Annotated in this window: 14 protein-coding genes; 3 read left to right on the forward strand and 11 right to left on the reverse strand. The window is 44.6% G+C overall.

What is annotated here, in order from left to right; translation table 11 throughout:
• Positions 1 to 18 precede the first annotated feature (18 nt).
• The 11 genes from coaE to E0Z06_RS02675 form a co-directional block, all read right to left on the reverse strand.
• A complete protein-coding gene (coaE, locus tag E0Z06_RS02625) occupies positions 19 to 627 on the reverse strand; it encodes a dephospho-CoA kinase (RefSeq protein WP_132581628.1) in 609 nt (202 codons plus the stop codon).
• Positions 628 to 643: 16 nt separating this feature from the next.
• Positions 644 to 1,522 carry an A24 family peptidase gene (locus tag E0Z06_RS02630; protein WP_132581630.1) on the reverse strand — a complete coding sequence of 293 codons (879 nt, stop codon included), beginning with the start codon at positions 1,520 to 1,522 and terminating at the stop codon, positions 644 to 646.
• On the reverse strand, positions 1,522 to 2,751 hold the full coding sequence (locus E0Z06_RS02635; protein ID WP_132581632.1) for a type II secretion system F family protein: 1,230 nt from the start codon (positions 2,749 to 2,751) through the stop codon (positions 1,522 to 1,524). The genes E0Z06_RS02630 and E0Z06_RS02635 overlap by 1 nt, the downstream gene beginning before the upstream one ends.
• Positions 2,752 to 2,831: 80 nt before the next feature.
• Entirely contained in the window at positions 2,832 to 4,523 is a 1,692-nt protein-coding gene (gene pilB / locus E0Z06_RS02640; RefSeq protein ID WP_132581634.1) for a type IV-A pilus assembly ATPase PilB, read from the reverse strand.
• 420 nt (positions 4,524 to 4,943) lie between these two features.
• Entirely contained in the window at positions 4,944 to 5,231 is a 288-nt protein-coding gene (gene nadS, locus E0Z06_RS02645) for a NadS family protein (RefSeq protein ID WP_132581636.1), read from the reverse strand.
• 1 nt (position 5,232) lies between these two features.
• Positions 5,233 to 5,586 (reverse strand): type II toxin-antitoxin system RelE/ParE family toxin, encoded by a 354-nt coding sequence (locus E0Z06_RS02650; RefSeq protein ID WP_243695547.1) that lies wholly within the window; start codon positions 5,584 to 5,586, stop codon positions 5,233 to 5,235.
• Positions 5,587 to 5,855: 269 nt separating this feature from the next.
• Positions 5,856 to 6,305, reverse strand: coding sequence for a pilin (locus tag E0Z06_RS02655; RefSeq protein ID WP_347812433.1), 450 nt, complete (start codon positions 6,303 to 6,305; stop codon positions 5,856 to 5,858).
• Positions 6,306 to 6,307: 2 nt separating this feature from the next.
• Positions 6,308 to 6,733 carry a pilin gene (locus E0Z06_RS02660; RefSeq protein ID WP_279432805.1) on the reverse strand — a complete coding sequence of 142 codons (426 nt, stop codon included), beginning with the start codon at positions 6,731 to 6,733 and terminating at the stop codon, positions 6,308 to 6,310.
• A 381-nt stretch (positions 6,734 to 7,114) separates the two neighbouring features.
• Positions 7,115 to 7,783, reverse strand: a complete 669-nt coding sequence (locus E0Z06_RS02665) for a cold shock and DUF1294 domain-containing protein (protein ID WP_132581638.1) — start codon at positions 7,781 to 7,783, stop codon at positions 7,115 to 7,117.
• A 113-nt stretch (positions 7,784 to 7,896) separates the two neighbouring features.
• Entirely contained in the window at positions 7,897 to 8,766 is an 870-nt protein-coding gene (nadC, locus tag E0Z06_RS02670; protein WP_132581640.1) for a carboxylating nicotinate-nucleotide diphosphorylase, read from the reverse strand.
• A 2-nt stretch (positions 8,767 to 8,768) separates the two neighbouring features.
• Positions 8,769 to 9,290, reverse strand: coding sequence for a TIGR02281 family clan AA aspartic protease (locus tag E0Z06_RS02675; protein ID WP_132581642.1), 522 nt, complete (start codon positions 9,288 to 9,290; stop codon positions 8,769 to 8,771).
• Between the two features lie 68 nt (positions 9,291 to 9,358).
• Here E0Z06_RS02675 and ampD point away from each other — a divergent pair, with 68 nt between their 5' ends.
• The 3 genes from ampD to pdhR all read left to right on the forward strand — a co-directional run bounded on the left by ampD (position 9,359) and on the right by pdhR (position 12,023).
• Positions 9,359 to 9,928, forward strand: a complete 570-nt coding sequence (gene ampD, locus E0Z06_RS02680) for a 1,6-anhydro-N-acetylmuramyl-L-alanine amidase AmpD (protein WP_132581644.1) — start codon at positions 9,359 to 9,361, stop codon at positions 9,926 to 9,928.
• A complete protein-coding gene (gene ampE, locus E0Z06_RS02685; protein WP_132581646.1) occupies positions 9,925 to 10,782 on the forward strand; it encodes a regulatory signaling modulator protein AmpE in 858 nt (285 codons plus the stop codon). Before ampD ends, ampE begins: the two co-directional genes overlap by 4 nt.
• Positions 10,783 to 11,264: 482 nt before the next feature.
• A complete protein-coding gene (gene pdhR / locus E0Z06_RS02690; RefSeq protein WP_132581648.1) occupies positions 11,265 to 12,023 on the forward strand; it encodes a pyruvate dehydrogenase complex transcriptional repressor PdhR in 759 nt (252 codons plus the stop codon).
• Positions 12,024 to 12,044: the final 21 nt, after the last annotated feature.

The raw sequence follows: 12,044 nt of genomic DNA on the forward strand, positions 1-12,044 counted from the left end.
AGCTCACTGCATACTTAGTTACGGTATTGCTGCCGCCTGCTGCAAATATTGCTGATGCAAGCGACTAACTTTGGCGACTAAATCAGAGATACTGCTGTCATTGGTAATTATATCGTCGGCCAGTTTTAGCCGTTCGCTACGCGATATCTGCGCTGCCATTATCGCCTTTATTTGCTGCTCGTCGGCTTTATCCCTAGCCATGGCACGGCTTAACTGCAAGCTTTCGGGTAAATCTATTACTAATACCCGTTGTACATACTGGTTAAGCTTATTTTCTAACAGTAACGGTGCAACTAATAACGCATAAGGAGATGTTAGTTTCTTTAATTGTAATAGCAATGTTTGCCGTATTGCTGGGTGTAATAATTGTTCAAGCCACATTTTATCGCTGGCACAGCTAAACACCCTCTGACGCAGCTCGGCTCTATTAAGTTCACCGCTAGTAAGTAATATACCTTCGCCAAAGTATTGCGTTATAGCCTGCAAGCAGAGCGTGCCAGGCATAACAACTTCTCGGGCTACGATATCGGCATCAACATGTTGTACGCCTAACGCAGAAAACAACTCGGTTATCGTCGTTTTGCCACAACCAATGCCACCAGTAAGACCAACAATAAAACCAGACACTACAAGCCCCCCGACACTACAAATTTAAATAGCGTAAGTAGGCATTGGTTAATTGCTCGCCCCATAACATGGCTATCCAGCCTGCCGCTGCAATATAAGGCCCAAACGGAATAGGTGTGCTTCTATCCTTGTCTTGCACACTAAGCAGCGTAATACCAACCACCGCACCCACTAAAGACGACAGTAAAATAATCAGCGGCAACTGCTGCCAGCCCAGTAAGGCGCCAAATATGGCCAGTAATTTAAAGTCGCCATAACCCATGCCTTCTTTGCCGGTTAATAACTTAAATAACCAATACACCGACCATAAGCTAAGGTAGCCCGCAGCGGCGCCGACCATAGCTTGTGCTGGATTAACAAAAGCTGAATCGCTAAGGCTAAATAACAACGCAAACCAGAGTAAGGGTAGGGTAATTTGATCGGGTAGCAACATCTTATCAATGTCGATAAAAGTCAGCGTAATTAACGCCCAGGTAATAACAATAAATACTATAGCGGCAATACCAAAGCCTAGCTGCCAGGCTACTACGGCCGACATTACCGCCGTTAATAATTCTACTAACGGGTAACGTGCGCTAATGCTGGTGCGGCAATTACGGCATTTGCCTTTTAATAGCAACCAGCTAAGCACAGGTATATTATCACGCGCCTGAACCATAGCATTACAGCTTGGGCAAGCCGAGCGTGGCGTTGCTAGGTTAAATTTTGCCGGTGCTTGTGCTGTGCCATCAGGGCTAAAGTACGCCTGATATTCCTGCCGCCAGTCGTTTTCCATCATTTTTGGTAGGCGATAAATAACGACATTTAAAAAGCTGCCAATGATTAAACCTAAAATTACGGCAATAACAATAAATAATACTGGAAAAGCAACTAACGCTTCGGTAACTGACGACATTATATAATAGATCCCATCTGGAAAATGGGTAGGTACATGGCAATAATTAAACCGCCTATTAATACACCCAATACCGCCATAATTAGTGGCTCTAACAACGCCGTTAAACCGTCAACTGCATCGTCAACTTCTTGCTCATAAATATTAGCGACCTTAGCCAGCATGCTATCAAGCGCACCGGACTCTTCACCAATTGATACCATTTGCACCACCATTTCTGGAAACTGGTCGGTTTGCTTCATAGCCAAATGCATCTGGTTACCTACTGAGACCTCTTCGCGAATAAACAAAATGGCATTTTTATACACTTCATTACCCGCTGCGCCAGCAGCAGATTCCAGCGCTTCAATTAGCGGCACACCGGCAGCAAAGGTGGTGGAAAGGGTACGCGCATAACGTGCTACCGCGGCTTTATTTAAAATACTACCAATAACCGGTAGTTTAATAATGCGGCCATCTGCCCAAGTTCTAAACGTTAAATTATTAGCGTAAGTTTTTTTTACGATATAACCAAAAGCAAATATTGCAGCTAATACTAGCCACCAATACTCTTGCATAAACTCTGATATGCCCAACACAAATAAAGTAAAGGCAGGCAGTTCTGCGCCAAAACCAGCAAAAATTTCGGCAAATTGCGGCACGACAAAAATAAGCAAAATAGAGGTGACTATGGCCGATACTACGAGTACCGCAATAGGGTAAAACATAGCTTTTTTAATTTTCGATTTAAGTGCTTCGGCTTTTTCTTTATAAATAGCCAGTCGGTCAAAAATTTGGTCTAACGAGCCTGATGCTTCGCCCGACTTTACTAGGTCGCAATATAAATCATCAAAATACTTAGGGTGTTCGCGCAATGTTTCTGATAATGGTAAACCGGCTTGCACTTTTACCGAGATTTTCTGCATTAAGGTACGTAAACTTTTATTATCTGCGCCATTAGCAATAAGATCTATCGACTGCACTAATGGCACCCCAGCACCTAGCATGGTGGCTAACTGCCGAGTAAAAATTGCGATATCTAAAGCGGTAATTTTTTTACCGTCGCCAAACAGTGATTTAGGTTTGCGCTTTACGCCCGATGGCGTAATACCTTGCTGGCGCAGCAATGCCTTAGCTTCCGCTATGCTAGTGCCTTTTATTTCACCATCAACTTTGCTGCCGCGGCGGTTTACACCTTTATATTTAAATACTTCCAGCTCTTTTATTTTAAGTTGTTGTGCCTGAGCCATAGTGGTTTCCTGTTACTGTGCCTTGTTAGCACCTAGTTTATTTATTTATATCATTTTATGTAAGCTAGGTGTAACTATGTTTAGCCTTTGGTTACGCGATTAATCTCTGCCAAGCTGGTTAGGCCAGCCGCGGCTTTAATTAAGCCCGATTGGCGCAAATTATTAACCCCATCGGTTTGGGCCTGCGCGGCAATATCTAACGAGTTACCGCCTTGCATAATAATATCCGCCATTTTCGGGCTAATGGGCATTACTTCATATATACCCACCCGGCCTTTATAGCCATTGGTGCAATATTCGCAGCCTACCGGCTTAAATATTTTTACGCTGGGCAACTGCTGGGCAGTAAAACCTTGTTTTAATAACTCTGCCTCTGGTAGCACTTCTTGCTGTTTGCATTGGCTACATAAACGCCGCGCTAGGCGCTGGGCAATAATAAGCGATACCGAGCTGGCTACGTTATACGAGGGTACACCCATGTTAAGTAAGCGAGTTAGGGTTTCCGGTGCCGAGTTAGTGTGCAAGGTTGATAATACCAAGTGGCCGGTTTGTGCCGCTTTAATTGCTATTTCGGCGGTTTCTAAATCTCGAATTTCACCCACCATTACCACGTCAGGGTCTTGGCGCAAAAACGCTTTTAAGGCCGTAGCAAAGGTTAAGCCAGCACGCGGGTTTACCTGCACTTGGTTAACGCCGGCTAAGTTAATTTCTACCGGGTCTTCCGCAGTAGAAATATTGGTTTCGCTGGTATTTAAAATGGCTAAGCCGGTATACAGCGATACGGTTTTACCTGAACCGGTAGGGCCGGTTACTAAAATCATACCTTGCGGTTGGGCTAGCGCGTCTAGGTACAGTTTTTTCTGGTGTTCTTCATAGCCCAACACATCAATGCCTAGCATGGCGCTGTCAGAGTCGAGAATACGCATTACTATTTTTTCGCCCCACAAGGTGGGTAAGCTACTGACACGAAAGTCGATAGACTTCTTTGCCGATAGTTTTAGCTTAATTCGGCCATCTTGCGGTACCCGTTTTTCCGCAATATCTAAGCGCGCCATTACTTTTAACCGCGCCGATAAGCGAGTAGACAACAATACCGGTGGGCTGGCTATTTCATGCAAAATGCCGTCGATACGAAAGCGAATACGGTAGGTTTTTTCGTAGGGTTCAAAGTGTAAATCTGACGCGCCCTTACGAATAGCGTCTAACAGCATTTTATTAATAAAGGCGACAATCGGCTGGTCGTCTTTATCTGGCTGCGCGCCGTCGTCTTCCTCTATTTGCTCAATACCTAACGAGCCTAAATCCCAATCGGCATCGGTAAAGTCGCCGCCTAAATTGCCGTCAAACAGCTTGTCTATTAGCGCTTGCAGTTTTTTAAAATCAACCACAATAACTTCAGCATTTAAACCGGTGTTAAATTCAAAATCTTCAATGGTTTGAATGTCGGTTGGGTCAACCACCGCTAAATACATACTGCGGCCACGTTTACCCAATGGCAGCATATTGGTTTTGCGAATTAGCTTTTCGTTACGTAAATCTTCTGGCACGTAGGCCATATCAAAATGGTCTAAATCTAGGCTAATGGCGTGGCCAATACCACTAGCGGCGCTGGCTAACTCTTCTGCGCTAATCAGCTTTTCGTTAATTAGTAATTCAGGCAGATTTTTAAACTGGCTGCCTTTTTCGTTGACAATTTTCGTGGCTTTATCGCCATCAATAATTCGTAGCTGTACTAAGCGCCTAAATAACGTAGATGTAGTGGTTACGGCCATTAAATAAACACATCCTAATTAGTGCTAATTACACTGAGTATAGTCAGTTGATTATGCCAGTAAATGCCGGTTATTCAAGTTTTAACCCGAGTGTTGCAGCTTAACAGTTAGTAAGTAAAAAAAGCAGTTTGTATTTACGCAAGGCTAATTTAATTAAGCAATACAAGAAAAGTCAGAATAACACCGTTAGCGGGCTTATTTACCCTTGGACCAAGCCCGCGCCGAAATACGTTACGCCACGTATAAAGCTTGGCTGCTTGGTAGCGCGCACTTTAAACGGCCAAAGCTGCCTGTGTCGCCCAGTAGAAAAACGCGCAGCGAGTAGTGAGTAGTTAACAACTGAACAAACAACTGAACAAACAACTGAACAACTGGATCTGACCCTGACCCCGAAGGTTCGAAGGTTGCGAAGGTTGAAGGTTAATTGAGTGCTGCAAGTACATGTTTAGGGTCACGCTCAATGGCTCGCAACAATGCTTTTGCTGGGCCGGTTGGTTCTCTACGGCCTTGTTCCCAATTACGTAAAGTACCCAACTGAACATCAATTAGGTCAGCAAAAGCAGCTTGACTTAGATTCGTACGCTGACGTATTTCTTTAACTTTAATAGCGGCAATAAAGGTTTCACGACAAGGCTGGCGTTCACCACGAACAATTTCATCCATTTGCTGCACACTTTCTAGAAGCTCATTAAACAAGTTGTCGTTCATGCTACCACCTCTCGATTATATCTTTTAATAATTTCAGCTGTTTATCGGTTAAAGTAGTTTGTTCGCTCTTTGGGTATATTAACAATAGTCGTATATGACTGTTGGGCTGTACGTAATAGTAAATTACTCGGACTCCACCGCTTTTGCCCTGACTTTCAGAGCCCCAGCGAACTTTACGTAAACCTCCGCTGCCTTTTATTACTTTTCCAGCTTCTGGCTGATTTACCAAAAATTGTTGAAATTTACGATATTCATCGTCAGGTATCAAGGCTTTAAGGTGTTTGGTGAAAATGGTTGTTTCAACAAATATCACAAACATTCTCAGACGCTGCGCCAATGGCGTACTTGATGTCATTATGCGGTAAAGAAATACCGTCGTCAATTCGAAAAAAATGCTGATTCTGATTATAACAATTTAACACTTGGATCTGACCCCGAAGGCTGTTTAAACAACAGATAGCGGCGCAACTCAGCAGGCCGGTGTCACCCCGCAAGACAGTGCAGCAGTAGCAGCAGGACGATGACTAATTAACAATTGGATCTGACCCCGAAGGTTCGAAGGTTTTGTAAATCGCCGAAACAAGATAATTAACAATTGGATCTGACCCCGAAGGTCTTGACGGTTCAGCAAATACCTGCCGCTATACAAGACCCCGACTGCTGCCAAACCAAAGCGCCACTAGTTGGAGCTGGCGTTAAAATGTAGGTTTCTGAATCTAACTCTGCAGCTGCTGTCAGTGTTATAACACCAGTGCTTGTCGTAATTGCAGCCAAAGCTACTCTGGGGTTTGAAGTTATAGTGCTGAATGTTACACCGAGTTCCGCTTCAGTATCGCAGTTAACCAACTGCCCTTGGCCTCTGGTTTGATAACAAACATCAATAGCATTTTTTAATGTAGATGCTTGTAGCACAACTTCGGTAAATTTTGTTCTTTTAGCGTAGGTTTGGTATTGCGGAATGGCTAAAGAAGCGAGTATACCGATAATCGCTACTACAATCATCAGCTCTATTAAAGTGAAACCTGATGATAGATAAAAGGAAGGCGATAGCCTTCCTTTGTTTAAGAAACGCACTATTAACAGATACCGTCTTGAATACAAGATCCTGTTTGAACCCACGTTAAGGTTCCGTCAACTGGAGTTGGCGTTAAAATAAATGTTGCGTTGTTAACAGTAGCTGCACCAGTGGCGGTAATCGCTGCCGTAGTGGCTGCAATAGCTACCGAAGTAACGTTAGTACCAGCTGCGGCGCCAGTTAAATCTGAACCAATTTCAGCAGCGGTATCGCATTTTGCTAAATCACCAGCACCTCGGGTTTGGAAGCATACGTCTACAGCGCTTTTAACAGACTGAGCAGCTAAAACTACTTCGGTAAAACGAGATTTTTTGGTGTAAGTTTGGTACTGCGGTAACGCGATAGCTGCTAAAATACCTATAATCGCTACCACGATCATTAATTCAATTAAGGTAAAACCTTGTTGTACGCGTTTCATGTTGTTCATGTGTATCTCCTGAGTTTAAATCGCCGTTGGGCTGTTATATATTTTGGCCGTTTTTGCTAACGGCGCAAGCTATTTATAAAAGTTTTGGTGCGTTTTTAATAAGTTATTGCTATATAACAAGATTATTAATTAATTGCGCAAAAAAATAACTTTTTAATAGTACTAAAGGATTAGTTTTGTAGTCTAATATATGTACCTATTAAAGCAGTTTTTAGGCGGTTTTTGCATTCTGTCGCTACTATTAAACCATTTACCGCTACCCGAAGCCTTGTTGCCAGCGTTAATTACTTAGAGGGTCAGATCCAGAATTAACAAGTAAATAACAGTTGGAGCTGACCCTCTAAGTATGAACCAGCGTTAATTATTGGCTCTAACCCTAGGTTAGGCCCATATCGCCATACGGGCTAAAAATTGCTGCCCCCATGGTGAAAGCAGGCAAATAATTAACAGGCTGTTACCTAAAATAACTAAAGCAAACTCGCGGCGAAATGAGCGTTTACTGCGTTTATGCGCTAATTTTTGCTGGGCGATATACGCACCTGGCCAGCCGCCAATTAAGCTAAATAGTTGCAGGCTTTCTTCTGTTAAGCGGCTGCCGTGACGGGCGATGGCGGCGTCTTTGTCGGCCTTATATAGCCAATAGGTAAACAAGCTGGCTTCTATATAAAGTAGGGGTAGCACATATAACAGCTTGCCAAATAATAAGCCGAGTATAACGGCAACCAATACGATGATACGAAATATTAAGGCAATGTAGTTGGTGTGGGCAATGTCTCGCTCGCCTGCCAATTTAAGCTTAGAGCGTGTTGCCGCGATTTGGTTGGTGTTTGTCTTGGCGTTAGCGCTAATAAGCTGCCACGGTGCGGCGATGTTGCGGCCTTTGTGGTCTTGTTGCAGGCTAAATTGTAGCCGGTCGCCGTTTTGTGGCCGTAGGTTGCGCTGTGTATTATCACGAATGTGAAAAAACAGTTTCTCAGTAGTTTGGTCGCAGACGACAAAGCCGTAGCCTTTGTCGTCATGCCAATATACTACTGTGCCACTGAGTTGCATTCGGGTGTCCTGTAAAACGGTTATGGCGCTATGACTCGTGGTGCGAGTAAAAGTTTAATTGGCCACGATAACGCCGTTACTATTTGGCTTAAAGCGCGCGGCCTAGCTACAGGTTAGAAGTTAACATTTAAGCGCATAGATAAATCTACCGCTTGTACATGCTTGGTTAGCGCGCCACTAGAAATATAGTCTACCTGCGTTGCTGCTAGCTCGCTTAAACGCTCACTAGTTATGTTGCCTGACACTTCAAGTTTAGCCTTGCCGGCGTTAAGCGCTACAGCTGCGATAATATCGGCCAAGCTGAAGTTGTCTAACATAATAATATCGGCGCCGGCAGCAAGGGCTTGGTTAAACTCCTGCATGTTTTCGGTTTCTACTTCGACCGGTTTACCGGGAAAGTTATGTTTTGCTGTTGCAACTGCATTAGCAATAGAACCTGCGGCGGCAATGTGGTTTTCTTTTATTAAAAAGGCATCGTATAAACCAATACGGTGGTTTTTACCGCCACCCATGGTAACGGCGTATTTTTGTGCAAAGCGCAGGCCAGGAATGGTTTTACGCGTATCTAACAACTTGGTATTAGAACCGGCTAAAAACTGCACGTAGTAAGCGGTGGTGGTTGCGGTGCCGCTTAATAGCTGCATAAAGTTTAGCGCGGTGCGCTCGCCAGTTAACAAAATGCGCGCTGGGCCGCTAAGTTGGCACAGCACTGCATTGGCTTTTATTTTATCGCCATCTTTTACGTGCCAGGTAATGCTTACTTCGTTACCTAATTGCCGAAATACTTCGTCAACAAAAGCAGTGCCGCAGATCACGCAATCTTCGCGAGTAATTATAGTGGCGGTAGCTTGCTGTAGTGGCGGAATAAGCGACGCGGTAATATCGCCGGTATCTAACGGCATAAAGCCAAGATCTTCGGCTAACGCACTGCTAACAGCGCGAGTAGTTTCTTGTTGTAAGTGCGTAGTATAGTTAGTGTGCATAATTAATTGTGCTGGATCAGCGTAAGTTGATTATCTTGTTGGTGGAATTCTAACTGTTTTAGGGCGCTCATGCCCAGTAATATCTCGCTGCTACCCAAATTTGGCACTATTACTGCTGCAATGTCGTACAAAATAATATCGCCCAGTTGCAGGCTCTGTACACGGCTTTGATAAGCTTGGGTTGTGCCGTTGGCGGTGTTAACTAATATCGCTTTGCCAAATGCTAAGTTAAGTTGTTGCGCGGTTTTATGATCAATTGCCAGCGTGGTTGCGCCGGTGTCGAGCATAAAATTAACCGGCGTATTGTTAACTAAAGCGGTGCCAACATAGTGGCCACTTTTATTCCGCGTTAACACTGTACGGGTTTCACCATGGCTGCCGCGGACACTATGCAGCTGGCGGTTCGGATTAAGTTGCTTAGTAATGGTGTCTTGAAAAAATAAAAACAGTAGCAGCATTAAAATAAGCCAAGCAATAATGGCAAAGGTCTTACCATACTTGTTGGCGGGTTCAGGTGCTTGCATTAATAATCCTCAGCACAGACAATAGCGTCATAGCTTACTGACACCGCCAGATAAAGGCAAAATTTCTGATGACTACGCTGAAGTTCCTGACGCTACCTGAGATGTTTATTCGCCAAAGCCCACATTGTGATGCTCGCCCTGAAGGTGAAGCCGTTAGCCTGCTAGTGATCCACAATATTAGCTTGCCGGCAGGGCAATTTGCCTCAGTGCCCGAGCAGAGCCATGTTGATGCATTATTTATGGGCACATTAGATACGAATGCTGATGCCAGCTTCGCCTGTTTGCAAGGTTTAAGGGTGTCGGCACATTGCGTAATTTGGCGTGATGGTCGCATTTTCAATTATGTGCCATTTTCGCATCGGGCTTGGCATGCTGGCGTAAGCCAATTTGCTGGACGCGAGCGTTGCAACGATTTTTCTATTGGTATTGAATTAGAAGGCACCGACAATTTGCCGTATACTGAGCAGCAATATCAAAGCTTGGTTGCGCTCACTTATTTTATTGTGCAGCAACATCCAGCGATTACGCCAGAACGTATAGTTGGGCACTGTGATATTGCGCCGGGGCGGAAAACTGACCCTGGCATCGCGTTTGATTGGATGCGCTACCGAAGTGCGGTAAGGGAGTTTTTTCTATGACATTAATTAGTATGTTGCTAGCGTTAATTATTGAACGTTTGGCAGTACGCAGCGACACATGGCAAGCTAGTGGCTATTGCCGTGCTTATGTGCGTTTTACGGCAAATTCAGGTTTAGCTAAATTAGCGCACCATCGTTTGGGGCAGTATATTTGGTTATTACTACCGGGCGCCGTAGTAGCGCTGCCGTTATATCTGGCTGGCAGCCATTTATTGTATTTAGTGGTAAACACACTAGTGCTGTTAGTCGGCATTGGTTGTTGGCATTATCGTCAGTTATATAAGCAATATTTAAATGCGATGGACCGTGGTGATGAAGAAGCCGGTTTTATTGCTATGCAGCAAATTCGCACTGATATGGGCAGTAACCGCGAGCAAAGTAGCTATGGCCAAATATTGGTATGGTTAAATTTCCGCTATTACGCTGCAGTGGTGTTTTGGTTTTTAATCTTAGGTGCGTTTGGCGTTATTACCTATGTGCTAGTGCGTCATTTACAAGAAGCGGTAGCTGAAGATGACACCGCAGCGTACGCCGCTTGCCTGCGTACTGAGCACAATGCTGTACCTTGTATTGCGCACTGGGCTAATTGGTTTCCTACTCGGTTATTTGCCTTAGGCTTTGCTTTGGTGGGTAATTTTTCTCGTGCCTCGGCAAGTTTGCTGGGTTACTTTTTAGATTTTACCGCCGACAACGAAGAAGTATTGGCTGAAGTGGCAATGGCCGCCGAGCCTATACCCGCGGAAAGCTTAAATACATTAGAAGATAGCAGCACTATGTTGCAGCTGGCAAAACGTAATATGTTGTTCTTTTTAGCTTTTGCGGCAATTCTTACCTTAACGGGTTGGTTGGGGTAAACTGGTATAGTAGTTTTTTCTAACTTGCTTAGTCACGCTAACACGCCGTAAACCCATCCCTGGGGGCTCGTTTTCGCCCGTCCAGGGCTGCAACGGTTAGCTTAGCCTAAGCAAGTTCTCACTTCTTAGAAGTTATTCGCTATCGGTTAGAACCCTTCAGCGCGCAGCGACAGAGTGTCTGAGCCCTGCCGAAGGCAATAGGGCGAGTTGCTGGCGCGAGCACAGAAGGCGTTGCAACCGGTAATGAAACTTAGTAATACCTGTTTACTACTATCCGGTCATACCAATTTTTACAACTTCAGCTAACTGTCATTAATTTTGAGCTATTGCTCTAACTATATTCCGCTTTTGCTTTCGCCAATATTCTCTGCTTTATTTACTTACTAAGCAGAAACTGCTACCTTATCGCCACTTAAATATTATTGGTAAGACCAATTTACATTGGCAGTTTAAGCCCTACTACAGGAAACGCCTAAAGCAGCATGGCAGATTTGAAAATTAAACCAGCAAAACTCTCTGATCGCATAGTCGAGCAACTAGAAAATATGTTGCTTGAGGGGAGCTTTACGCCTGGACAAAAACTGCCGCCAGAACGTGATCTTGCCGAGATGTTTGCGGTGTCGCGGCCATCGCTACGCGAGGCAATTCAAAAGCTGGAAGCTAAAGGCTTAATTACGCGACGCCAAGGTGGCGGTACTTATGTTTGCGATAATTTGGCAGTTGGCCTTACTGATCCGTTGTTTGAGCTAATTGCTCGGCATCCTGAATCGCAATTTGATTTACTAGAGTTTCGTCATGCGTTAGAAGGCATTTGTGCCTACTACGCGGCACTGCGTGGTACAGAGGCAGATTTTGCGCAAATTACCGCGCAATACAACGCCATTTGCCAAGCGCAACAGTTAAATGATTTAGAAGCCCAAGCCAAAGCCGTGGGCGGTTTTTACTTAACAGTGGCCGAAGCGTCGCACAACGTGGTGTTATTACACCTAGTGCGCGGTTTAATGCCGCTGGTAGAGCAGAATATTCAATTAAATTTGGAAACGCTGCAGCAAAAAGAAGGCATTGTCAGCCAGCTGAATTCGCATCGGCAACGGTTGATGCAGGCGGTCATTAATGGTGAGCCCGAGCAGGCACGCCAAGCTAGCAATGGTCATCTGGCCTATATAGAAGAAGCACTGTTGGAAGTAGGCAAAGAACGTTCACGTATTGAACGAGCGTTGCGTCGCACCCAACAGGGATAATCATCATTTTTAACGCGCATA

It is taken from the genome of Rheinheimera sp. D18 (assembly GCF_004345025.1).
Lineage (GTDB): Bacteria > Pseudomonadota > Gammaproteobacteria > Enterobacterales > Alteromonadaceae > Alishewanella > Alishewanella metallidurans.